The following is a 24550-nucleotide window of genomic DNA, read 5'->3' on the forward strand; positions in this document are numbered from 1 at the left end:
CCGTCACCTCAAACGTGCGGCCACAAGAGGGACCGCACGGCCCTCAAAGGGGCAGGGCCACACCGTAGGAGCAATCGCGGACAGCTTCCGTCCCCGATTGGCGGTGGACGCCGAGGAACGCGAATGGTTCTCTGTTGAACCATCGGCGACTTTCTCATTCCTTTACCCGGACCGAAAGTTCTTCGGTGACGCCGAATGAGAGGCCGGCAACGCGCCGCAGCGCGTTGCCGGCCGTGGTCGAGAGTAAATCCAGGGTTCCCATAGCGCCCGGCCCCAACTTATTCTCACGACCCGCCACCACCCGGTGACCCGGGTTCCGAAGGCCGCCGAGCGGCCACGCTCCGCGCGTCCCCCGGCCCCGACCCGAACCGATCAGAACGGAAGCAGAATGACCAGACGAATATCCCGCCCCCTCGTGATCCTCGGCACGCTGGGCGCCGCGCTGCTGCTGACCGCGGCAACGGCGACCGCCGGGAGCGGTACGCAGGATCGGCCGGCGACGTCCGCCGGCTCACATCGGAACGTTCCCGTCGGCGTGTGGGAGGGGGCGGTGGCCATCCCGGGCGGTGAGGTGGAGGCAACCATGTCGTTCAACTCCGACGGGACGCTCTGCCTGGTGGCCCCGCCACCCGGGCCCGACGGCGGGGTCGAAGGGGCGGGCAGATGGGTGTCCACGGGTCAGAACACGTTCGACTTCCGGGTAGCGGAACGTTTCTTCGATGGAACGGGTGCCACCACGGGATTTCTGCGGGCCACCCACAGTGCCGTCGTACACGCGGGCAGGTTCGGCAGCTCGGGGACAGGCGCTTTCTACGACGCGGACTGGGTCAGGCTCGACTCCTTCACGACCACGTCCCGGATGCACCGGACCAGTCCGGTCCCCGTGACCTGCTGAGTCCGCGTCCTCGCCCGTCACTGCTCCGCAGGCCGGTCTCGGACGATCGTCCGGGACCGCACCCGCAGCCCGCCGTCGACGGGCACCAGTACATCGGCCACGGCGAAGGTCGACTCGAAGCGGACGCGGCCTTCCGCGTCGGTGAGCGTGACCAGGGAGCCGTAGGAGACGGTGAATCCCTCACCGTCCTGCGTCTCGTCGACCAGGTAGTGATCGTTCCAGTGCCGGACGACGACGGTCCTGTAATGCGGCAACGCCTTGGTGGCGTGGGCGAGTATCGCGGCACGTCCCTCCAGCTTCTGGCCGCGGTGCACGTGGTGGGTCACACCGTCCTCGGTGAACGTCCGGACATAACCCGTCACGTCCTGGGCATCGAGGAGGCTCATCTGATGTGCGTAGAAGCGCATGATGTCGACGTACTGGTCAGCGTCTACCTTGGCCATGGTCTGTCCTCATCTCTCGTGACGAAGTCGCGGGCCGGCCGGGTTCACCAGTGTGCGAAGCGAGGTCCTGGCATGCCCAGCGCCGGTTCGGGGGCAGCGGGAGGGCTCCATACCTCTCGCTGCTCGACCGCGTGCGGGACCAGGTCGAGTTCCGACCGCAGGACCGCCTGCTGGAGCTTCTGGAGCCGGGTCGAGGGCTCCACGCCCAGTTCCCGGTTCAAGGTCTCGCGGAGCGTCCGGAACACCTGGAGCGCCTGGCACTGGCGCCCGGCCCGGTACAGCGACACCATGTGGTGCGCGCAGAGGTTCTCGTGCATCGGGTGCTGAGCGGTCAGTACGGTGAGTTCGCTCAGAATCGCGTGGTGCCGGCCGAGCCGGATGTCCGCCCCTATACGGCTCTCCAGCACGTTCAGCCTGCTCTCCTCCAGGCGGGTCACCTCTATGCCGAGCGGCATGCCGATCCTGACGTCGGCCAGGGCGGGCCCCTGCCACTTCGACAGCGCCTGGCCGAGGAGCCGCGAGGCCGCGTGGTACTCGCCCTGGTCGATGGCGCGATTCCCCGCCTCCACCAACTCCTCGTAGACGCGCACGTCGATGGACCCCGGCGGCACGTCGAGCAGATAGGCGTCGAACCGGGTCACCAGGATGTCCTTGGCCCTGCTCTGGGATCCGGCCGGAAGAGCCGACTGGATGAGCCTGCGGAGCTGGAGGATGTAGGTCTGGAGCGTGGTACGTACGCTCATCGGCGGGCGATCACCCCACAGCTCCTCGATGAGCGTCGGCACGGAGACGATGTGCCCCGCGTGCAGAGCGAGGAGCGCGAGCACCTGTCGCGGTTTCGCGGCGGTCGGTGTCACCGACCCCCCGTGCAATGTGGCGTCCAATTCCCCAAGAAGACGTATCCTCATTCGAATCCCCCATGATATGCAAGTGCCTTTTCCGTGGTACTTATTGCAGACGGAAGGCAGTTCTCGGCGATGGAATCCCCGCCTGGATGACATCGCCCGTACTGCCACCACCCCTTCCCCGTAGATCGTCCATCTCTGGACTTGACTTTGCGTGGTCATTACCCTAAATACTCTCGCCCCGCCCAGTCAACCGGTCCCTCGGATCCTTGGTCGAGCCGCTCAAGCTCCGCTTGATTCGACTACTTACGGACGATCCGCTGACCAAAAAGAGCCGGGGCGGGTGAACAGCCCCTGTGCGGGTATAGACTCGCGCACTCGCCAGGAACGAAAACCGCGAAGGCCCCTGCTACGCGGAATCCTTCTTTCCGCGTGGCAGAGGCCCTCACGTCAGCGCTCTTCCTCCCGGCATCGTCCCGTATGCCGGCTCAGTAGTTGCCGAGCCCGCCGCAGACGTTGACGGCCTGACCGGTCATGGAGGCGGCGGCGTCGGTCACCAGATAGCCGACCAGTCCGGCGACCTCCTCGGGGGTGGAGTAACGGCCCAGCGGGATCTTGGCGTTGAAGCGCTCCAGCACGTCCTCCTCGGTCACGCCCCAGTAGCCCGCGTACCCCTGCCGGACCCGTACCGCCATGGGCGTCTCCACGTATCCGGGACAGACCGCGTTCACGGTGATCCCCGACTTGGCCAGTTCGAATCCGACCGACTTGGTGAAGCCGACGACCCCGTGCTTGGAGGCGGTGTACGGCGCGGCCAGGGCGACTCCCTGCTTCCCGGCGGTCGAGGCGATGTTGACGATCCGTCCCCAGCCCGCGGCCGCCATCCCCCCGGCGGACAACACCTCCTTGGTGACCCTGAACACGCTGTTCAGGTTGGTGTCGAGCACGTCGAACCACAGGGACTCGTCCAGCGTCGCCGTCTCACCGCCGCCTCCCCGGCCGGCGTTGTTGACCAGGATGTCGATGGACCCGAACGCGGCCACGGCGGCGGCCACCGCGGCCCGGATGTCGTCGGGAGAGGTGACGTCGCAGGTGGTGCCGCCCGCCTCGTGGCCGTCTGCGCGCAGTTCCTTCACAGTGGCCGCCACCTTGCCGGCGTCCCGCGCGACGCCGAACACGGCAATACCCTGGGCCGCCAGCGTGCGCGCGACCGCCAGGCCGATCCCGCTGCTGACACCGGTGACGAAGGCGGTCTTCTTACGGATCATGGTTGTCCTCCCTGGAGGTTTCGTGCCGGTCGGCCCGGCTCGCGGGGGTCAGGCGGCGGAGTGCGGCGGGCCGCCGTGGAATGCGGCCATCTCCCGGAACGAGGCGGCGACATCGAGCCGCTCGCCGGGCTCCGCCCCGTGGAGTTCGGCGTACGCGCGGTGCAGGTTTCCCACGAGCCGTTCCGGGTCGACGAGTCCGGCGTACGGTCCGGGATCCGCCGCCCTGGCGGTCTCCAGCGGGGACTTGCCCGCCGTCAGCCCTTCCCGCGCCAGACCGTCGACCCAGCGCAGATACGCCTCGGTCCCGTCCAGCGCCTCGGTGCCCGCCACCGGGCCGTGGCCGCAGACGACCACCTCCGGATCCAGCGCGCGCAGCCGGTCGAGCGCCAGGAGCGAACCGGAAATCGATCCCATCAGGACGTACGGGGTGACCCCCGACCACGCCACGTCACCGGTGAACAGCACGCGCCGCTCCGGCACCCAGGCGACCACGTCGCTGGGGGTGTGGGCGGGGCCGACGCGCATCAGGACCACGGTCAGTTCACCGCACCGGAGAGTGAGGCTGTCGCTGAACGTGACGTCCGGCAGGGTCAGCCGGACATCGCCCCAGTCCACCTTCGGCCACAGGCCGCGCATCCCGAGTCCGGCCTCGGCCATGTCCGACCGGGTGAGCTCGTGGGAGACGACCGTCGCCCGGGGCACGAACTCGGTGTTGCCGAAGACGTGGTCGCCGTGGAAATGGGTGTTGACGACGATGTCGGGTCCCCCGGGCACCACACGCTCGGTCTGCGCGCGGAGATGACGGGCCCTGGCCTGGGTCGCCGCGGTGTCGATGAGCACCGCCCTGCCTCCCGAGACGACGAGCCCCGCGTTGTTGAGGCACCACCCGCCCGGCAGCTGTTCGTAGGCGTACACGCCCTCGGCTATCGCGCGCAGCGCCGGCCCGTCAGCCGGGTCCCGGCCGGTCCGCCCGTCCGGAACGGTCACCGGACGGCGTCCGCGAAGCGCTGAAGAGTTTCGCCGGGGCTCGGACCGTCCAGCGCCCGGAAGATCCCCCGCCCGTCCGCGCCGAGCTTGTCGAGCCGTACATGGGCCAGTTCCACCCGCGTACCGCCCGGCTCGACCGGTGTGAACACCACTTCGATCTCGCTGGCCCGTTCGTCGTCGGGCAACGCCTGGAACTGAGCGCCGACCCGCCAGGTCAGCCGCAGGCGGTGGGGCGGGTCCCAGGCGAGCACCCGTCCCCAGTCCGCCTCGGCGCCGTCGACGTCCCACTCGTAATAACGGCCGTCCACCCGGGGTTCCATGGCCAGACCGGCCCGCGGCCGGCTCAGGAGCACATGCGACGGAGGCCACCAGTCCGCCATCCGCTCGGTGAAGTACACGAAGCAGCGCTTCGCGTCGGCCTGGACCTCCACAAATTTACGTACGTCCGGTATGGAGCCCTCTGTCATCGCTTCCTCCCACACAGCCACTGGACCTGCGGCCACAGTCGCCAGTGGGGCTCGACCTCCTGTGGAGCACGGCTCGACAGGACTGCGTGTCCAACGGCGCGCGCCACGCCGATTCCAACGCCACTGGACCGCGAGTCAAGGGCGTGGACGCAGCCTGCGGTGGAGGCCGGCCCGCCGAGCCCGCCGATCCATCCGTGACCACCGAGGAGCCCCATGGCCCGCAGAGCAGTCATCACCGGAATCGGCGTCGTCGCCCCGGGAGGGATAGGGAAGGAGCCATTCTGGGAGCTGCTCACCAGCGGCCGGACCGCGACCAGGACCATCACCCGGTTCGACCCGAGCGGGCACCGCTGCCAGGTCGCCGCCGAGTGCGACTTCGACCCCCTGGCGCACGGTCTGAGCCGGCAGCAGGTGCGGCGTACCGACCGGGTGTCGCAGCTGGCGATGGTGGCCGCGGAAGAAGCGGTCACGGACAGCGGGCTGGACATCGACGGCGCGCTGGCGGAGCGCACCGGGGTGGCCATCGGCAGCGCGGTCGGCGGCACGACGACCATGGAGCGGGAGTACGCGGTCCTGTCGGACGGCGGCCGCGAGTGGGTCGTCGACCCGTCCTTCGCGGTGCCGCATCTCTACGACTACTTCCTGCCCAGTTCGATCGCGGCCGAGGTGGCCGTGGTCGCCGGCGCGCGCGGTCCCGCGGCGGTGGTCTCGACGGGATGCACCTCCGGCATCGACTCCGTCGGATACGCGGCCGAACTGATCCAGGACGGCGGGGCCGATGTGATGATCACGGGTGCGACCGACGCCCCCGTCTCCCCCATCACCCTGACCTGCTTCGACGTCATCAGGGCCACCTCGGCCCGCAACGACGACCCGGCCACCGCCTGCCGACCGTTCGACCGTACCCGGACCGGACTGATCCTCGGCGAGGGTTCGGCGGTGCTGGTGCTGGAGGAGTACGAACACGCGCGGTGCCGGGGCGCGATGATCTACGGCGAGGTGGCCGGCTACACCTCCCGGTGCAACGCCTTCCACATGACCGGGCTCAAGGAGGACGGCCGGGAGATGTCCGAGGCCATTGAAGGCGCCATGAAGCAGGCGCGGGTGAACGGAACCGACATCGACTACATCAATGCCCACGGCTCCGGCACCAAGCAGAACGACCGTCACGAGACCGCGGCGGTCAAGCGCAGCCTCGGCGACCACGCCTACCGCACCCCGATGAGCGGCATCAAGGCCGCGGTCGGGCACTCGCTCGGCGCCATCGGTTCGATCGAGATCGCCGCCTGCGCGCTGTCCATGCTGCGCGGCGTCGTCGTGCCCACGGCCAACCTCCACGAAGCCGATCCCGAGTGCGACCTGGACTACGTGCCGAACGTGGCTCGTGAGCGGCGTCTCGACGCGGTGCTGACCGTGGGCAGTGGCTTCGGCGGATTCCAGAGCGCCATGGTTCTCACGAAATTGGAGCGGACCACGTCATGAAACAGGATGTCGTTGTGACCGGTGTCGACGTCGTCGCGCCGAACGGGGTCGGCACCGAGGCATATTGGGCGGCCACGCTCAAAGGGGTGTCCGCGATCCGGCCGATCACCCGGTTCGACGCCTCGGAGTACCCCGTCCGGCTCGCCGGCGAAGTCCCGGCGTTCGACGGGGAGTCGGCCTTCCCCAAACGGCTCGTTCCGCAGACCGACCGGCTGACCAGGCTCGCCATGCTCTGCGCCGACGCGGCTCTGGCCGACGCGCGGGTCGATCCGGCCGCACTGTCGGAGTACGCGGTGGGGGCGGCCGTCTCCAGCTCCACCGGAGGGCTGCACTTCGGGCAGGAGCAGTTGCAACTGCTCTGGGGCACGGGCTGGGAGGCCGTGAGCCCCTACATGTCCTTCGCCTGGTACTACGCGGTGAACACCGGCCAGATCTCCATCAGGAACGGTCTGCGGGGGCCGGGCGGCGTCGTCGTCTCGGAGCAGGCGGGGGGTCTGGACTCGATCGCGTTCGCGCGCCGAAGGGTTCGGCAGGGCACCGCGGTCATGACCACCGGAGGCTTCGACAGCATGCTGTGCCCGTACGGCGTGTCGACGGTGTCGACGGCCACCGGCGTGAGCCGGGCCGACGACCCCGAGCGTGCCTATCTGCCGTTCCACGCCGGCTCGCCGGGCTTCGTGCCGGGTGAGGGCGGCGCGGTCCTGGTGCTGGAGTCCCGTACGGGCGCGGCGGAGCGGGGCGCGCCCCAGGTGTACGGGGCGGTCGCGGGCCACGGCGCGGCGTTCGAGCCCCCGGGATCGGACTGTCCGGGCGATGGCCTGGTGCGCGCGGCACGTACGGCGCTGCGGGACGCGGGGCTGACGGCCGGGGACATCGATGTGGTGTTCGCCGACGCCGCCGGCAGTGTGCCGCTCGACCGGGCCGAGGCCGCGGCGCTCGTGGAGCTGTTCGGACCTGGCGGGGTACCGGTCAGCGCGCCGAAGGCGCTGGTGGGCAGACTCCTCTCCGGCGGGGCCGCGCTCGATGTGGTCGCGGCGCTGCTCTGCCTGCGCGACGGCGTCGTGCCCGCGCTGCCGGAGGTGGCGGCGGATGCCCTCGATTCCCGCGTCGACCTGGTGGTCGGCGAGCCCCGCGCTCTGGAGAGCCGTACGGCGCTGGTGCTGGCCCGGGGGCACGGTGGTTTCGCCTCGGCCATGGTGCTGACGGGACCGTGACGGCGGGCGGGACGGTGTCGTACAGCCGCCTGGTGTCGCGGGGTGCCGGACTCCCTTCGGGAAGGCAGCCCGTGGCACCCGCACCGTCTCCACCGGGACATCCGCCGTTTCCTTCGGCTGCGTCGGCGGCGACACCCTCCCCTTACGACAACGACGTCGGCTCCCAAGACCTCGATCAGGTCTTGGGAGCCGACGTCACGCCCGGCCCAGGACAATCAGCGGCGTTTGCCGGCCGGCACCACGAAGCGGGAGTAGAGGAGATCGCGGATGACGTCGTCGCCGCCCTCCACCAGCCCTACGTACCGCAGGTCGCGCACCAGTTTGCCGATCGGGTGGTCGTGGGTGTAGCCCAGCCCCCCGAACATCTCCGAACCGATGGTCGCCACCTGCCAGCCCGCCTGGCCGCAGTACATCTTCGCGGCCAGCGCGGAGCGCAGGGTGCCGGTCCGATAGAGGGCCGGCAACGGGTCGGGGGCCGCCATGTACCGGTCGAACTCGGCGGCGGCCGCCCGGCACTGGTTGCGCATGACGTCGATCAGCATCTCGATCTGCCCGAGCTTGCCGGCGAAGACGGCGTTGCCGCTCAGCGCCGTCCCCTTCACCTGTTTCACCGCCGCGTACTCCATCGACAGATCCCGTACCCGGCGTGCCAGACCGATCGCCGTCGCGGCGATCAGGATGCGGCTGGCGTTGAGGCCGATCTCCAGATTCCGCAGTCCGTTGCCACCCAGCAGATGCGCGGCGGGAACCGCGCAGTCGCGCAACCGCGCCTGGTAGGTGGCGGAGCCGCGCATGCCGACCATGTCCCAGCGTTTGACGATCTCCACCCCGGGGGTGTCGCGGGGCACCAGTACCACCCGGAAATCGGCGTCGTCGCCCGTGTCCCTGGCCACGGTCAGCAGCAGGTCCGCGGCGTCGGCGTTGGTGGCGAAGTACTTGTCCGCGCTGATGACGACCTGGTCGCCGTGGCGCGTGAAGCCGGCGGTGATCCGCCCCAATTCACTGCCGGCCCGTTCCTCGCTGGCGAGGATCGCGCAGCTTCCCCCGCCCGCGGCCAGGGCCTCCAGGTGGATCCGGGCAAGGGGCTCCTCCCCGCAGAGATGGAGCATGGTGGTGCCCAGGATCGACAGGAAGGAGCCGAAGGCGAATCCCGCGTCGCCGTAGGCGAGTTCGGAGACGATGTCGACGCTTTCCTCAAGTCCCGCACCGGTGCCGCCGTACCGGGACGGGATCCACCAGTTCGCCAGCCCCGCCTGGTGCAGCCGGGTCGTGGCGACGGTCGGTGCCTCCGGCAGGCTGTCGAAGTAGTCGCTCCTGGGCGTGATCTCGGCCTCGGCAAAGGCCCGCACCCGGTCCAGCAGGCCGACCGTCGCCGTCGCTCCGCCGCCCGCGCTCACGCGGGAGCGGCCAACTGCTGGTTGAAGACGGTGAGGAAGTCCCGGGGGGTCCTGATGTCCGAGTACGCCTCCTCCGGCACCTTGATCTTGAAGTGCTGCTCCAGACTGCTCGTGGTCGCGATGACCGCGAGGGAGTCGAAGCCCAGCTCGGCGAGACCGGTGTCCAGGATCGCCCCGGACAGGTCCACCGTCTCGTCCTCTCCCAGCGTGCGCAGCAGGAATTCCTTGAGCTCGTCGATCGTCAGCTCCGCCATGGCGGACCGCCTTCCCTTGTGTCGGTGTGTACGGAGGGGAATCGTGTACGGAGGGGGATCAGGGCGATTCGACGAACTCGCGCGCCCTGGCCAGGGTGGCCCGGCTGTTGGAGCCCAGGGCGTGCCGGACGGCGGCCCGGGCCGCGTCGAGCGACGCGGGCGGCTCGGGGAGCGCGGCGATCCCGTCCGGGTCCAGCATCACCTGGTGCCGGGACGTCACCCGGACGAGACCCTCCTGGGTGGACTCGAACGTCCACTCGCCGTTGTGCGCCTGGAGTACGGGAGGCAGCCTCGTCTGCTTGTAGACGATCCGCCGCGAGGGTACGCATACCCGGCCGGACACCGTGGTGTGCACGGAGCCGTCCGGTGAGATCGTGTCCATCTCCATGTGCTGGAGTCCCGGGGTGTCCTCTCGCAGCTCGACGCGGGCGACGTGGGGCACCCGGTCGGGCCACTTCCCCACGTCGTAGAGGAAGTCGTAGGTGTCCTCCAGCGAGCCGGCGATGATCTCGGTGTCCTCGAAGTCGAGAAGCAACTCCTTCTCGGCGTCGCCTCGTTCGGCCGCGCGCTTGAGGTGGGCGAGTTCCGAGACGCTGTTGTGCTCCACCGCCTGGGCGATGAGGCCGAGTTGCACCGGGTCGTCGTCGACGGCGCGGTAGTAGTGGTCGAGGACAACCGCGCATCGGCCGCTCCCCCGCTCCTCCACGGACCATTCGCCGCCCAGCACTGCCACCGGGGCGGAGGGCTGGATCTGCTCGAACCGCACCCGGCGCCCGTCCGTGATCCGCCGCCGCGACTCCCAGGTGCGCAGCCGGCCGTTGGCGACGGCCCAGATCCGGATCCGCTCGTCGGTGTCGTCGCCCGACACCCGCATCGCCCTGACCGTCGGCGGGAAGTACAGCGGCCACAGGCCGACGTCGGCGACGATGCGGTGCACCGACTCCGCGGACGCCGACACCTCGATCCGGTGGGTCACCTCGATGTTGCTCATGACGAGCCCCTCCTCCCCTGCTGCTCAGGTGGTACGGAGAATCTGGCAGCGTCCCGTCGAGCGGCTCTGGAGCAGCGGTACAGAGGGGAGGTCATCGCCCCTCCAGACCGGCCATGATGAACGCGACCAGAGCGCGGGGGGTCGGGTGCCTCAGGACCGCCTCGGCCGGCAGCCTCAGACCGGTCGCGGCGTTGAGCCGGTTGCGCAGATCGACGCTGAGCAGGGAGTCGAAGCCGAGGTCCTTGAACGAGTCCGTCGGACTCACGGTCACGGTGTCGGTATAGCCGATCACTTCGGCCGCCTGCGCGCAGACCATCCGTACGAGCCCCTCGGCCGAGTGCTCCGGAGCCTTCGCTGCCGCGGGGGCCGCGGGGACGGGCGCGGGCCGGTCCCGTACGGGTGCGGCGCGTACGGCGCCGGTGGTTCGCGCATCCCCGAACAGCAGGTCCGCCCGGCTGTCCGGCCTCGGGCCGGTCAGGGAGCGGCGCAGGGGGACGAGCAGCGCGCGGGACGACGCCATGGCCTCGTCCAGGAGCCCGAGCGCGTGGTCCGTCGTGAGGGGGGCGACTCCCCCGGCGGCCAGCGCCGCGAGGTCCGCCGGGGACAGGTGCGCGGTCATGCCGGTGCGCTCCTGCCAGAGGCCCCAGGCCAGTGAGGTCGCCTCCAGACCCGAGGACCGCCGGTGCTGGGCCAGGGCGTCGAGGAAGGTGTTGGCCGCCGCGTAGTTGGCCTGGCCGGGGCCGCCGATCACCCCTGCCGTGGAGGAGAAGAGAACGAACGCCGAGAGGTCCAGGTCGTGGGTGAGTTCGTGCAGATGCCAGGCGGCGTGGGCCTTTGGGCGCGTCACCGCGCGCAGTCGTGCGGGAGTGAGCCTCGTGAGCAATCCGTCACTGAGCACGCCCGCCGTGTGAAAGACGCTGCCCGGCGGACGGTCCGTCACCACCCGCGCCAGGGCGGCCCGGTCGGTGACGTCGCAGGCGAGGACGGTCACCTCGGCCCCGAGGGCGGTCAGTTCGTCTCGCAGCGCCGCCGCGCCGGGAGCCTGCGGACCGCGTCGGCTCAGCAGCAGCAGCCGCCGGGCGCCGTGGGCGGTCACCAGGTGGCGGGCCAGTACCGCGCCGAGACCGCCGGCTCCGCCCGTGACGAGTGCGAGGCGGTCGGGGTCGAAGGCGCGGGGCATCGTCAGCACGAGCTTTCCGCGCTGCCTCGCCCGGCTGAGGAGTCTCAGCGGTGTCCGGCCCTGGTGGACGTCCCAGGCGCGGACCGGCAGGTGGTGGAGCGCACCGCTCTCGAAGAGGGAGATCAGCTCGGCCAGCACCTCGCCGATCCGGTCGGGGTCGATCCCCAGGATGTTGTAGGCGCGGTAGGTGACGGCCGGGTGGGCCGCCTCGGTCACGCCGGCGTCACGGATGTCGGTCTTGCCCATCTCGACGAACCGGCCCCCCGGGGCCAGCAGCCGCAGAGAGGCGTCGATGGCCTTGCCGGACAGCGAGTTGAGGACGACGTCGATCCCACGGCCCCCGGTGGCCGCGCGGAAGGCCTCCTCGAAGTCGAGCGAACGCGAGGAGGCGATGTGGTCCTGGTCCAGTCCCCAGGCGCGCAGCAGATCGTGCTTGGCGGGGCCCGCCGTGGCGAACACCTCCGCGCCGAAGTGCCGGGCCAGCTGGATCGCCGCGAGTCCGACACCCCCGGTCGCGGTGTGGATGAGCACCGACTCGCCGGGTCGGACCGCGGCGATCTCGGCCAGGCACTGGTAGGCGGTGATGTACACGATGGGGACGCTCGCGGCCTGGGCGAGGGTCCACCCTGCCGGTACGGGCGCGACCATCCGCTCGTCGGCGACGGCGACGGGTCCGAGGGAACGCTCGAACACACCGAAGACCCGGTCTCCCACCGCCGTCCTCGTGACATCGGCGCCGACCTCGGTCACCAGCCCGGCGCCCTCACTGCCCATCGTCCTCTCGCCGGCCACCAGGGCGAGCCCCACCGCGATGTCACGGAAGTTGAGGCCGGCGGCCCGGACCTCGACACGGACCTGGCGCGGGCCGAGGGCGGCTTCCGCCTCCGGGTGGGGCACCAGCGCGAGGTTGTCCAGCGTGCCCCGGCTCGTCACATCGAGGCGCCAGGCGCCGGAGCCGGCCGGTTCGGGAAGCAGGCCGTCCTCGTCGGGCACCCGCAGGCGGGGCCGGTGGACCGTGCCGGAGCGGATGGCGAGCTCGGGTCCGCCGTAGGCGAAGGCCGCGGGCAGCGCTGCCCGGGAGGCCGGATCGTCATCGAGGTCGATCAGCTGAAAGGCGTCCGGGTGCTCCGCCTGGGCCGCCCGCACGAGTCCGGTGACCGCGGCGGACGCGAGACCGGGAACCGCCTCCCGGCCGGTCACGGCCAGAGCCCGCCGGGTCAGGATCACGAGCCGCGCCGCGGACAGGCGTGGTTCGGCCAGCCACGCCTGGAGGAGATCCATGGCCTCACCGGCCAGCCGGTCCGCCTCTTCGGGCAGGCTCGGGCCGACCATACCCGGAGCGTCGGCACGGGGGGCGTCGGCACCGATGAGCGCCGCGACGACGTCCGGGACGGATTCCGGGACGGATTCCGGGAGCGACGCGAGGTCGGGGACGTCGCGCGGCGCCCCGAGACCCGGTGCGGCCAGGCTCGCCCACGACAGGGGCGTGGGGGCGTCCCCGGCCTCCGCGCGTTCCCAGGCGAGTGCGAAGAGCTGTCCTTCGGCGCCGCGGGCAGGGCGCGACGGCCGCAGGGTGAGCGACGCGACCTTCGCGACGGGCCGGCCCTGTTCGTCCGCGCACTCCAGCGTGATCCGGTCGGCGTCGACACGCGAGCGTACCCGGAGCGTCCTCGTCCGCGCGGGCGACAGGGTGACACCGCGCCAGGTGAACGGGACGAGCAGTTCGTCACCGGTCCGCAGCAGAGCGGCGTGCAGCGCCGTGTCGAGCAGCGCCGGATGGGCGGTGCCTGACGGGTCGAGCGGGACGCCGGCCGGCAGCGTCACCTCGGCGAGGATCTCGCCGTCCTTCTCCCACACCCGCCGCAGCCCGCTGAACGCGGGTCCGTAGCCGTACCCCCGGCCGGCGAGCCGGGCGTAGGCGTCCTCCGTGCCGACCTCGGTCGCACCGGCCGGTGGCCAGACTCCGGGCGCCGCGGCCTCCGACGCCGCGTCCGAGGTGCTGCCGGCCTCCTCCGACGTGACCGTCAGGGCGCCGGACGCGTGCCGGTCCCAGCCCGCCGCGCCCGGCTGCCGGGCGTGCACCTCCAGCGCCCTGCGTCCCGAGGCGTCGGACGGCTCCAGAAGGAGTCGGATCTCGATCGGTCCGCGGTCCGGGACCGGCAGCGGTCCTTCCAGGGTCAGCTCTTCGATCGTCCCGACGCCGGCCGCGCGGCCGGCGTCGGCGACCAGCGAAAGGGTCGCGGTCGCGGGCACCAGCACGGCTCCCCGCACGGCGTGGTCGGTCAGCCAGCGATGCCGGTCCCTGTCGATTCGCGCCGTGAACACGTCCTGCCCGGAGGGCAGTTCGACTCGACGGGTGGTGAGACCGGCGGCCGGATGGTCGGCGTCGGGGGCCCCCGCGACGTCCGGAGCGGTGATCCAGTAGCGACTGCGGTCGAATGAGAAGGTCGGCAGGTCCGTCGGCCGCCCCGGGCGCTGCAACGGGGTGAGGTCGACCGTCACACCCGCCGTCAGCGCGGCGGCGGCCGAGACGGTGAACTGCTCCAGGCCCCCGCTGTCCCGGCGGACGGATCCGAGGACGGTGCCCGGCACATCGACGTCGTCCAGGATCTCCCGCACCGCCATGCCGAGCACCGGATGCGGGCTGACCTCGATGAAGACGCGGTGCCTGCGGTCGATCAGCCGTTGTACCGCCGGCAGGAACCGCACCGGGTTGCGGAGGTTCTCGTACCAGTACGAGGCATCCATGACGGCGGTGTCGGCGATCTCGCCGGTCAGCGTCGAGTGGACGGGGACGGAGGACGGCCTCGGTACCACGTCCGCCAGGTCCCGGACGAGCGGTTCCCGCAGGACCTCCATGGCGGCGGTGTGCGAGGCGTAGTCGACCGCGATCCGCTTCGCGTCCACGCCCTGCCGCTCGCAGAGGGCGAGGAGCTCGTCCAGTGCCTCGGTGGGGCCGGCCACCACGGTCGCCCGGGGTCCGTTGAACGCGGCGATGCCCACCCCGCCGTCCGTGCCACCCGCCGCGTCGAGAAGCCGCCGCGTCGACTCCGCGTCCAGCGGTACGGAGACCATGCCCCCGCTCCCCGACACCGTGTGCAGGGCCTTGCTGCGCAGGGCGACCACTCGGCAGGCGTCGGCGAGGGTGAGGACGCCGGCCACATGCGCGGCGGCTATCTCGCCCTGCGAGTGGCCGACGACCGCGCCCGGCCGTACACCCGCGGACTCCCACATCCGCGCGAGGGACACCATCACCGCGAACAGCGCAGGCTGCACCACGTCGACGCGGTCCAGGGAGTCTCCGCGAAGCGCGTCGGCCAACTGCCAGTCGCAATAAGGGGCCAATGCCTTGGCACAGGCCTCCATATGGGCACGGAAGGTGCTGGACTCCTCCAGGAGCAGCAGACCCATCCCACGCCACTGCGACCCCTGGCCGGGAAAGACGAACACGGGACCCGCGGCGCCCTGCGCGGCCGTGGCCCGCAGAACGGTCGGAGACCGGTACCGGCCGGGAACCGCCGGCGCCGCCTTCCCGGACGCGAGGTCGGTCAGGCCGGCCAGCAGGTCGGTCCTGTTCCCGGCGACCACCGTGCCCCGATGGGCGAAGCCGGTCCTGGAGCGCAGGACGCCCGCGACGTCCTCGGGCCTGTCCTCCGCAGCCCCGGCGAGGAAGTCCGAGAGTACGGATGCCTGTTGCCGCAGGGAGTCCGCGGTCGGGCCGGAAAGGGGCCAGACGTACGGCCCCGCCGCACCGCTGTCCGGTGCGGGCCCGGGCCGGGGCGCGGCCTCCTCCAGCAGCAGGTGCGCGTTGGTGCCGCTGATCCCGAACGAGGACACTCCGGCCCGCCGGGGCCGGCCCTCTCCGGGCCACTTGCGCGCGTCGTCCAGCAGGGCGAGCCCGCTGTGGCGCCAGTCCACGTGTCGGCTGGGCCGCTCGGAGCGCAGCGACCTCGGCAGCACGCCGGCCCGCATGGCCTGCACCATCTTGATCACGCCGCCGACTCCGGCCGCCGCCTGCGCGTGCCCCAGATTCGACTTCAGCGAGCCGAGCCACAGCGGGCGCCCCGGGGTACGGCTGCGGCCGTAGGTGGCGGCGAGCGCGCGTGCCTCGATCGGATCGCCCAGTTCCGTTCCGGTGCCGTGCGCCTCCACGGCGTCCACGTCCCGGGAGCCGAGTCCGGCCCGGGCGAGCGCGAGGGTGATGACGCTCTCCTGCGCCGATTTGCTGGGCGCGGTCAGGCCGTTGCTGGCGCCGTCCTGGTTGACGGCGCTGCCCCGGATCAGGGCGTGGATCCGGTGGCCCCGGGCGATCGCGTCCGACGCGCGTTCCAGCAGCAGGAGTCCGGCGCCCTCGGCCCACGCGGTGCCGTCGGCGTCGTCCGAGAACGGTTTGCAGCGGCCGTCGGGGGCCAGACCGCCCTGCCTGCTGAAGTCCACGAACAGGCCAGGTGTGGACATCACCGCCACTCCGCCTGCCAGGGCCAGATCGCATTCGCCCTCGCGCAGGGACTGCGCGGCGAGGTGGAGTGCGACCAGGGAGGACGAACAGGCGGTGTCGACGGTGACGGCCGGCCCCCGCGTACCGAAGTAGTAGGCGAGACGGCCGGACACCACGCTGACGGTGCTGCCGGTGAGGCGGTAACCGCCAGTGCCCTGGCCGTCCTCGTGCAGGCGCGGGCCGTACTCCTGGGCCATCGCCCCGACGAACACACCGGTGCTGCTGCCGGCCAATGCCGCCCGGTCGAGACCGGCCCGCTCGAAGGTCTCCCAGGCCACTTCCAGGAGCACCCGCTGCTGCGGGTCCATCCCGGCCGCCTCGCGCGGGGAGATGCCGAAGAACTTCGCGTCGAACAGGTCGGCGTCGTGAAGGAAACCGCCGTGGCGGGTGGCGGAGCGGCCGACGCCCTCCGGTGCCGGGTCGTGGAGCCGGTCCAGGTCCCAGCCGCGGTTGTCGGGGAACTCGGTGATCGCGTCACCGCCGGCGGCGACCAGCTCCCAGAGGTCCTCCGGGGACCGGACGCCACCGGGGTAGCGGCAGCCCATGGAGACGATCGCGATCGCCTCCCGTTCCGGCGACGGAGGTGTTGAGGCGCGGGCCATGGGCAATCATGCCTTTCGGGATGCGGAGGGTGCGGGTCGCGACGACGGGCCGCGTGGGAACAGGCCGGTCACATCGGGGTTTCCCGTTCCAGGGCGTCGATCAGCAAGGCGGGAGAGGGGCAGTCGAAGAGGAGCGTGGAGGGCAGCGGCCGGCCGATGAGCTTGGCCAGCGTCGTCCTGAGCGCCACGGCCATGCGCGAATCCATGCCCATGTCGTGGAACGAGCGGTGCAGGTTCAGGTCGGCGTCTTTTCCGAGGCCCAGGATGTCGAGCGTGGCCGTGACGACGATTTCGAACGGGTCTCGTACGGGCGGGGGGGCGGACGGATCCGCAGGGGGCACCGGATCCGGTGTCCGGCTGTCGAGCCAGTGCCGCCGGCGCTGGAACGGGTAGAGCGGGAGGTCGGCGGGGCGGGCCTGGGGTCCGTACACCGCGGGCCAGTCGGCCCGCCTGCCGAGGACGTGGGCGGCGGCCAGGGTCCTGGCCAGGCCCTCGGCCTCGTCACCGGAATCGAGCGGTGCCACGAACATCTCGTCGCCGTGCGTCAGGGCCTCACCCGCCATGGTGGTCAGTCCCCGTCCGGGACCCAGTTCGACGAAGAGCCGCGCGCCCTCCCGGTGGGCCCGGTCCAGCGCCGGGCCGAACCGGACCGGCGCGCAGATGTGACGGATCCAATAGTCCGGGGCGCTCATCTCCTCGGGCGCGGCCGGCCTGCCCGTCACCGTCGACACGATGACGGGACCGGAGGGGCGGTGCCAGGCCAGTTGCCCGGCGACGGCCCGTAAGCCCTCCTGCGCGGGAGCCATCAGGGGGGAGTGGCCGGCCACCGCGACCCGCAGCCGGCGGGTCCTGCGGCCGAGCGTCTCGAAGTGCTCGGCGACCTTCCGGGTGGCCCGCTCCTCGCCGGACACCACCACGGATGTCGGGCTGTTGACGGCGGCGATGCCCACCAGCCCGCTCTGGCGGGCGATGATCTCGCCGACCTCGGTCTCCCGCGCCTGGACGGCGATCATGGCTCCGCCGGGCGGCAGCGCGTCGATGAGCCGGCTCCGCTCGGCGACCAGCGTCGCCGCGTCCTGGAGGGACAGGATGCCCGTGACATGAGCGGCGGTGATCTCCCCCTGCGAGTGTCCCAGCAGCAGGTCGGGTACGAGTCCCCAGGACTCCAGGAGCCGGTAGAGGCCGACTTCCAGTGCGAAGAGGGTCGGCGGTACGCAGCTCCGGCCCGCCGGACCGTGGTCCTCCCCCATCGCGTCGGAGAGACTGACGCCGAGGCTGGGCTCCATCGCCGCGCTCACCTCGTCGAAGGCGCGGGCGAAGGCTCCGAATTCCTTGTGGAGTCGCCGTCCCATGCCTTCCCGCTGGGAGCCCTGGCCGGGGAAGAGGAAGGCCGTGAGGCCGCTGTCGGGGCGGCCCCGGACGATGCCGTCCGAACCGTCGGGGGCGTCGTCGGCCAGGGCCCGCAGCCGGACGGCGAGTTGGTCGGTGCCGGAGGCGACGACGGCGGCGCGGTGGCGGAACGCGGTCCTGGTCGTGACCGAGGCGAGCCCGAGGTCGGCCGGCGCGCGCGGATCCGCCCCGGGGGCGCCCAGCTCGTCGGCCAGGAGCGCCGCCTGCTGCCGCATCGCGGCCTCGGTGTGGCCCGACACCATGACGGGCACGGTCGTGACGGCGGGCGCCGGTGCCCGGTCCGGCCGTACGGGCGCTTCGCCGAGCACGGCGTGGCAGTTGGTGCCCCCGAGCCCGAACGACGAGACGCCGGCGACCAGGGGCGTGGCCGCTTCCGGCCACCGCTGCCGCTCGTCGCACACGCGCAGCCGGAACGCGGCGAGATCGATAGCGGAGTTGGGTTCGCGGTAGTTGAGGCTGGCCGGGAGCTCATGATGGTGCAGGGCGAGTGCCGTCTTGATGAAGCCGGCGATCCCGGCCGCCCCTTCGAGGTGGCCGATGTTGGTCTTCACCGACCCCACGAGCAGCGCCTCGCCGGGCGAGCGGCCCGGGGCGAACACGCCTCCCAGGGCCGATGCCTCCACGGGGTCCCCCAACGCGGTCCCGGTGCCGTGCAGTTCGATGTAATCGACCTCTCGGGGGGACACTCCCGCCCGGCGGTGGGCCATGGCGACCAGGTCCTGCTGGGCCGCCCGGCTGGGTGCGGTCAGGCCGGTGCTTCCGCCGTCGTTGTTCATGGCGGTGCCGAGGACGGTGCAGTAGACGCGGTCCCCGGCGGCGACGGCCTGGTCCAGCGGTCTGAGGACGAGCACGCCGGCCCCCTCGCCGCGCACGATGCCGTCGGCCCGCGCGTCGAAGGTGTGGCAGCGCCCGGTGGGGGACAGCGCGCCGATCGCTTCGACGACCTCGTCGCCCTCCGCGGAGAGGTTCAGCTGCACGCCCGCGACGATCGCGGTGGCGCACTCGCCCCGCCCCACCGCGTGCACCGCCTGATGCAGGGCGGAGAGGGAGGAGGACTGGCCGGTGTCGACCACCAGGCTCGGGCCGGTGAAGCCGAAAGCGTGGGAAACCCGGTTGGCGAGGAAGGCCCGGCCCGCGCCGGTCAGGGTGTACGGAGTCGGCGCGCCGGCCACCCGGCTGAGCATCGCGTAGTCGTCCGCGCAGGCACCGACGAAGACGCCTGTCCTGCTGCCGGAGAGCGAGTCGGGCCGGATGCGCGCGTTCTCCAGCGCGTGCCAGGTCAGTTCGAGAAGCAGCCGCTGCTGCGGGTCCGCGGCGGCCGCCTCGTGCGGGGACATGGCGAAGAATTCCGCGTCGAAGTGGTCGACGGAGGCGAGGTAGCCACCGGGGCGCCGGCCGGCACGCCACTGTGGGCCGGGGCCGATCGCGTCCGAGCCGGAGAGCAGCAGGTTCCAGAACGCGTCGAGATCCTCGGCCCCCGGAAACCGGCAGGCCATACCGACCACGGCAAGGGGTCCGTCCGTACCGGGAGCGGGTTCGCGGGCGGGGATCTCAGACACGGTGTCCTCCCGAGTCGGCCAGATCGGTTCGCCGGGCGGCGGGTGCGACGGGAGTCCGCTCCGTCCGGAGCAGGCGTCGTACCGTCTCCACCGCCCGCAGGTCGGCCTCGTCCCCCAGGCCGCCGGGCGGCAGCAGGGACAGGACGGTGCTGCGGCCCGCGGCCACCGTCGGCTGCCGCCGGGCCAGCGCGCTGAGAGAGTTGCCGGGACCGGCCTCCAGGAGCCGGCAGTCGTGGTCGGCCAGCAGGGCGGACAGCGTCGGTGCGAAGTGGACCGTCGAGGAGGCCTGCTCGGCCCAGAACCGCGGGTCGAGGGCCTCACCGTCGGTCAGCACCCCGCAGGTGTACGCGGAGTAGACGGTCAGGGCCGGGGACCGCAGAGGCGCTGCTTCCCAGTCGGGCAGCGAGGCCGTCACGGCCGGGGCCACCACCGGGCTGTGGAACGCCTGCCGCGCCAGGACCTCCCGCCAGACCAGCCCCTTGGCCGTCAGCCGCGTCGCCGCGTCGGCCAGGGGCGCGGACTCGCCGGCGAGGAGCAGCTGGCGGGGGGCGTTCAGCGCCGCGAGGTGCACCTCCTCCCCCAGCACCTCGGCGACCTCGTCCACCGCGGCCGCGACCGCGAGCATCCCGCCGGGCGGGGTGGCAGCGAACAGCTCGATCCGCCCTCGCATCAGCCGGATCCCGTCGGCGAAGTCGATCACCCCGGCCAGGGTGGCTGCCACCAGCTCCCCCACGCTGTGTCCGAGCATCGCCACCGGGCGCACCCCCCATCCGAGCACCATGCGCCCCAGGGCGTGGTTCACCGCGTAGAGCAGGGGCTGGGCCACCGAGACGTCGTCGTACAGGGGAGAGGGCTCGGGCGCGAGCCACTCGGCGCGGAGCCGGTCACCGTCGTCCCCGAACAGTGTGAAGGACCGGTCCATCCACCGGCTGAAGGTCTCCTCCCGGCCGTACAGGCCCGCGGCCATCCGCGGGTGCTGGGCCCCCTGCCCCGCGAACATGAGGGCGACGGGCGGGGCGGGCTGTTCCGACACGGGCATCCGCGTACCTTTCCTCGGCTGAGCCGATGGTGCGGGTACGGATTCGAGGCTCACCGGAGGATGGTTCGAACCGTCCATCTCCATCCCGCCTCAAGCCCGCTTCCATCCTGGCGAAGCACACTTCGGCCTCAGGACGCCGGCGCTCGCGGGCGGTCCGGCCGGGTGGGCACGAGGAGGATTCGGTGGGAGTCGGGGACGTGTACGTATCCGGTGTCGGGCTCCATCTGCCGGCGGCCATGCCCGTCGCCGAGGTGGCGGAGCGCGGTCTCGCCGACCTGCGCACCATCCGGCGGTCCGGCATGAGTTCCGTGTGTGTGGCCGACCGGTCGGGACCGGAGATGGCCGTCGACGCGGCCAGGGACGCCCTCCGCCTCGCGGGTGCGGCACCGGACGAGATCAGCCTGGTCCTGCACGCGGGCACGTACTTCCAGGGGCACGACCTCTGGGCACCGGCCTCGTACGTGCAGCGCGAGGCCGTCGGGGGTGTCTGTCCGGCGATGGAGGTGGGGCAGCTCTCCAACGGCGGGATGGCGGCGATGGAGTTGACGGTCGCCCACCTGCGGGCCGACAGCGCCCGGCACAGCGCCCTGATCACCACCGGCGACCGCTTCACCCTGCCGGGGTTCGACCGGTGGGAAAGCGACCCCGGAACGGTCTGCGGGGACGGGGGCACGGCGCTCGTTCTGTCGGCGGCCGGCGGCTTCGCGCGGATCGCCGGACTCGTCACCGTCTCCGATCCGACCCTGGAGACGATGGGCCGGGGCGACGATCCGTTCGCCACGGCCCCGCTCACCCACCGGTCCCCCATCAGCATGGCGGCCCACCGGACGCTCCTGGTCGAGGAGGTGGGCCTGTCGCGGCTGCTCGACCGGATCCAGGCCGGACAGCGGACGGCGTACGAGCGGGCTCTGGCCGAAGCGGGCGCCAAGGCGGCGGACCTCGACTGGTTCGTGGTGCCGCACCTGGGCCGGCCCAAGATGGACTACCAGTTCTTCGACGCCCTCGGCATCGACCCCGCGCGCAGTACCTGGCCGTGGGGCCGCACGGTGGGGCATCTGGGCGCCGGGGACCCGTTCGCCGGGCTGGCACACCTTGTGAGCACCGGTTCCCTGCTTCCCGGCCAGTTGTGTGCCCTCATCAGCGCGGGCGGCGGTTTCTCCTGGTCGGTGGCGATCCTGGAAATCCTCCGGGATCCGTCGCCGACCGCCGGCACGGACCGCGGATGAGGCGGCCGTGGTCCGGCCCAGTCGTCCCATCTACCCGGAGGTCGTGCACCGCGCCATGAAAACTGTCACTGATCCAGCGGATCCCCTGCGCGCCTACCACCGTCAGCGGCTCGTCTGGTCGCCCGCGCCGTCGGGTGACGGCACGGAGCACGCACAGGTCGAGGTCCCGCTCGACTACACGAACCCGGCCGGGCGGCGGCTGTCGGTCGCCCTCAGCCGAATACGGGCCACGGACCCCGGGCGCCGGCGGGGGGTGCTCCTCGCCGTCAACGGCGGACCCGGCGGCTACTTCGGGCTGGGGCGCCGTTTCCCGCTCGCCCTCTCGCCGACACCGCTCGGCGAGTGCTACGACGTGATCGGTTTCGATCCGCGCGGAACTGGCGCCTCCACACCCCTGCGGGCGGAGATCACCCCGGTGAAGGCGCCGTTCGACAGCCGTCCCGCCGATGCCGACTTCACCGCGATCGCCGACGACTTCGCGGAACGCGAGAAGGGCGCCGAGCGGGCGGGCGGTGAGATCCGGCCGCACTTCAGCACCCGGAACCTCGCCAGGGACATGGATCTGATCCGGGAGGTGCTCGGCGAGGAGACGATCAACTTCCTCGGCTATACCTACGGAACGTATCTCGGCGCGGTCTACGGCAGCATGTTCCCGGCCCGCCTCGACCGCTGCGTACTCGACTCGTGCGTGCACCCGGACTGGTCCTGGCGGGAGCAGTTCATGGCCCAGGGCCGGGCCCACCGCGCCAATCTCGGGCTGTGGGCGGCCTGGGTGTCCGAACGTCACCGGCACTTCGGCCTCGGCACCTCCGCCGGGGACGTGATCGGGGCGGTCGAGGAGGCCGCCGCCGGTCTGGTCGCGCGCCCCGGAAACACCTTCCTGCGCACCCTGTACGACGGGGCGGTCGGTTCACGCTCGGCCGACCGCGCGCGCTGGGAGGAGCTCGGGCGGCTGGTCGCCGATCTCCGCCACGGTGACGTGGCGGCGGCCGAAGCGTGGCTCTCCGACGAGAAGGTCTGGCCGCCGTCGGAAACGGAGGGCACGACGCGGTGCGGAGTCCTGGACGCCGTCACCCTGGAGAAGGACTGGCCCACCGAACTCGACGTGTACTACGACGACATGCGCCATTTCCGTACCCATTATCCGTACGGATACGGAGTGATGCGCGCGCAGCCGTGGGTCGGCGCGTTCCGCTCGTTCACCCCGCCCGAGGCGCCCACCGTCCTGAGCGGGCACGGATACCCGGCCGGCCTCGTCGTCCACGCCGACGGCGATCCGACGGACCACTACGCGGGCGCGGTCGCGATGGCAGCACTGCTCGGCCACCGGCTGATCACCGTCTCGGACTCGGGCGAACACGAGATCTACGCGTTCCGCCGCAACCCGGCGGTGGACCACCTGGTCAACGCCTACCTCGTCGACGGCGTACTGCCGGACGACACCACCTGCCCGAGCACCGTGTCCCGCCCGGACGTACCGACGGACCCGGTCGGCACCGGCACCGCGCACACCGCTTAGCGCCCGCGTGCGCCCGAGTTGAGGAGAGACATGACACACGCGCTGGTCATCGGCGGCGGTATCGCGGGCACCGTCGCCGCGATCGCCCTGCGCAAGGCAGGATTCGAACCGACCATCTACGAAGCGTTCGACCGTACCGCCGACGGCATCGGGAACTTCGTCAACATCGCACCGAACGGGATCGACGCCCTGGACAGCGTAGGGCTGGGTCACCTCGTGCGACGCGACGGATTCGACACCCCCGGGATCGCGTTCTACAGCCACACCGGCCGCGCGCTGACCGGTGACGTACGCACGGACCGCATCTCGGCCGAGGGGATGATCATCCAGACCATCCGGCGGTCCGCCCTCTACATCGCCCTTCGGGACGAGGCCGTCCGGCGCGGGATCCCGGTCGAGTACGGCAAGCGGATCACCGACGCGAAGACCGCGGGCGGCAGCGTCCGCGCCGTCTTCGCCGACGGCGATCACGCCGAGGGCGATCTGCTGGTCGGCGCCGACGGCCTGCGCTCCCAGGTGCGACGGATCATCGATCCCGCCGCGCCGGCCCCCCGCTACCTCGGCGTGCTGAACGCGTTCGGCTGCGCACGGGGTGTCAGGACGCCAGGACCACCCGGAGTCATCCGTATGTTCTTCGGCCGGAAGAGCTTCTTCAGCTACACCAAGCACCCCAACGGTGACCTCTGGTGGTTCGCCAACCCCCCGCGCCCGGCCGAGCCGGACCCGGCGGAGCTGAGCCGGGTGGCGGAGAACTGGCGCGAGGACCTGCTGCGGTTGTTCGAGAAGGACAGAACACCCGCCGCGGAGATCATCAGGGCCACCGACGATCTCGCGCCGCCCTCCCCCACCTACGACCTGCACCGTGTGCCCCGGTGGCACCGCGACCGCATGATCGTGATCGGGGACGCCGCCCACGCCGTCTCCCCGACAGCCGGGCAGGGCTGCTCCGTCGCCATGGAGGACGGGGTCGTGCTGGCCAAGTGCCTTCGGGACTCGGGCTCCGTCGACGGGGCCTTCGCCACCTACGAGGCGGCCCGCCGACAACGGGTCGAGGACATCGTGGCCCAGGGCAAGTACAACAGCGAGGGCAACATACGCCGCGGTGCCGTGGGACGGCAGGTGCGCAACTTCTTCATCTCGCGGGCCTTCAGGAACGCGTCCGGCAGGACCGATCCCACCTGGATGCTCAGTCACCACATCGACTGGGACGCCCCGGAGCCCGCCGGGAACCACCCGCGGGGGCTCAGGACGACGTCGTGACCGCCCCCGTCACT

17 protein-coding genes are annotated in these 24550 nt (G+C 71.7%); 6 read left to right on the forward strand and 11 right to left on the reverse strand.

The annotated features are described in order from the left end of the window. Positions 1 to 388 precede the first annotated feature (388 nt). Entirely contained in the window at positions 389 to 895 is a 507-nt protein-coding gene (locus ACIODU_RS10795) for a hypothetical protein (protein WP_401766308.1), read from the forward strand. Positions 896 to 912: 17 nt separating this feature from the next. Here the strand turns inward: ACIODU_RS10795 and ACIODU_RS10800 are convergent, their stop codons facing one another. The 5 genes from ACIODU_RS10800 to ACIODU_RS10820 all read right to left on the reverse strand — a co-directional run bounded on the left by ACIODU_RS10800 (position 913) and on the right by ACIODU_RS10820 (position 4905). Then, positions 913 to 1338, reverse strand: a complete 426-nt coding sequence (locus ACIODU_RS10800) for a nuclear transport factor 2 family protein (RefSeq protein WP_401766311.1) — start codon at positions 1336 to 1338, stop codon at positions 913 to 915. Between the two features lie 44 nt (positions 1339 to 1382). Then, a complete protein-coding gene (locus ACIODU_RS10805) occupies positions 1383 to 2246 on the reverse strand; it encodes a BTAD domain-containing putative transcriptional regulator (protein ID WP_401766313.1) in 864 nt (287 codons plus the stop codon). Positions 2247 to 2671: 425 nt separating this feature from the next. After that, positions 2672 to 3451: an SDR family NAD(P)-dependent oxidoreductase gene (locus ACIODU_RS10810; protein ID WP_401766315.1), complete on the reverse strand. Its 780-nt coding sequence runs from the start codon at positions 3449 to 3451 to the stop codon at positions 2672 to 2674. A 48-nt stretch (positions 3452 to 3499) separates the two neighbouring features. Then, positions 3500 to 4438: an MBL fold metallo-hydrolase gene (locus tag ACIODU_RS10815; protein WP_401766318.1), complete on the reverse strand. Its 939-nt coding sequence runs from the start codon at positions 4436 to 4438 to the stop codon at positions 3500 to 3502. Beyond that, positions 4435 to 4905, reverse strand: coding sequence for an SRPBCC family protein (locus ACIODU_RS10820; protein ID WP_401766320.1), 471 nt, complete (start codon positions 4903 to 4905; stop codon positions 4435 to 4437). Before ACIODU_RS10820 ends, ACIODU_RS10815 begins: the two co-directional genes overlap by 4 nt. Positions 4906 to 5118: 213 nt before the next feature. Here ACIODU_RS10820 and ACIODU_RS10825 point away from each other — a divergent pair, with 213 nt between their 5' ends. Continuing rightward, complete coding sequence (locus ACIODU_RS10825) at positions 5119 to 6387, forward strand: beta-ketoacyl-[acyl-carrier-protein] synthase family protein (RefSeq protein ID WP_401766322.1); 1269 nt, start codon at positions 5119 to 5121, stop codon at positions 6385 to 6387. Positions 6388 to 6401: 14 nt separating this feature from the next. Continuing rightward, on the forward strand, positions 6402 to 7601 hold the full coding sequence (locus ACIODU_RS10830; RefSeq protein ID WP_401766325.1) for a beta-ketoacyl synthase N-terminal-like domain-containing protein: 1200 nt from the start codon (positions 6402 to 6404) through the stop codon (positions 7599 to 7601). A 215-nt stretch (positions 7602 to 7816) separates the two neighbouring features. Here ACIODU_RS10830 and ACIODU_RS10835 read toward each other — a convergent pair whose 3' ends face one another. The 6 genes from ACIODU_RS10835 to ACIODU_RS10860 form a co-directional block, all read right to left on the reverse strand. Further along, on the reverse strand, positions 7817 to 8998 hold the full coding sequence (locus ACIODU_RS10835) for an acyl-CoA dehydrogenase family protein (protein WP_401766328.1): 1182 nt from the start codon (positions 8996 to 8998) through the stop codon (positions 7817 to 7819). Further along, entirely contained in the window at positions 8995 to 9252 is a 258-nt protein-coding gene (locus tag ACIODU_RS10840) for an acyl carrier protein (protein ID WP_401766331.1), read from the reverse strand. Before ACIODU_RS10840 ends, ACIODU_RS10835 begins: the two co-directional genes overlap by 4 nt. Positions 9253 to 9310: 58 nt before the next feature. Next, positions 9311 to 10243 (reverse strand): aromatase/cyclase, encoded by a 933-nt coding sequence (locus ACIODU_RS10845; RefSeq protein ID WP_401766333.1) that lies wholly within the window; start codon positions 10241 to 10243, stop codon positions 9311 to 9313. A gap of 91 nt (positions 10244 to 10334) precedes the next feature. After that, the gene (locus ACIODU_RS10850) at positions 10335 to 16523 is read right to left on the reverse strand and encodes a type I polyketide synthase (protein WP_401766336.1); all 6189 of its coding nucleotides are present in this window, start codon (positions 16521 to 16523) and stop codon (positions 10335 to 10337) included. Between the two features lie 68 nt (positions 16524 to 16591). After that, positions 16592 to 19492 carry a type I polyketide synthase gene (locus tag ACIODU_RS10855; RefSeq protein ID WP_401766340.1) on the reverse strand — a complete coding sequence of 967 codons (2901 nt, stop codon included), beginning with the start codon at positions 19490 to 19492 and terminating at the stop codon, positions 16592 to 16594. Beyond that, positions 19485 to 20531, reverse strand: coding sequence for an acyltransferase domain-containing protein (locus ACIODU_RS10860; RefSeq protein WP_401766343.1), 1047 nt, complete (start codon positions 20529 to 20531; stop codon positions 19485 to 19487). Before ACIODU_RS10860 ends, ACIODU_RS10855 begins: the two co-directional genes overlap by 8 nt. 182 nt (positions 20532 to 20713) lie before the next feature. On the opposite strand from ACIODU_RS10860, the gene ACIODU_RS10865 reads away from it, so the two are divergent. From ACIODU_RS10865 to ACIODU_RS10875, 3 genes are read left to right on the forward strand one after another with little or no spacing between them, the layout of a single operon-like run. Continuing rightward, the gene (locus ACIODU_RS10865; RefSeq protein WP_401766346.1) at positions 20714 to 21757 is read left to right on the forward strand and encodes a ketoacyl-ACP synthase III family protein; all 1044 of its coding nucleotides are present in this window, start codon (positions 20714 to 20716) and stop codon (positions 21755 to 21757) included. Positions 21758 to 21812: 55 nt separating this feature from the next. Beyond that, a complete protein-coding gene (locus ACIODU_RS10870; RefSeq protein ID WP_401766348.1) occupies positions 21813 to 23276 on the forward strand; it encodes an alpha/beta fold hydrolase in 1464 nt (487 codons plus the stop codon). A 30-nt stretch (positions 23277 to 23306) separates the two neighbouring features. After that, on the forward strand, positions 23307 to 24536 hold the full coding sequence (locus ACIODU_RS10875; RefSeq protein ID WP_401766351.1) for an FAD-dependent oxidoreductase: 1230 nt from the start codon (positions 23307 to 23309) through the stop codon (positions 24534 to 24536). Positions 24537 to 24550 lie beyond the last annotated feature (14 nt).

Source organism: Streptomyces sp. NPDC088261, from assembly GCF_044740805.1.
In the GTDB taxonomy this organism is placed as follows: domain Bacteria; phylum Actinomycetota; class Actinomycetes; order Streptomycetales; family Streptomycetaceae; genus Streptomyces.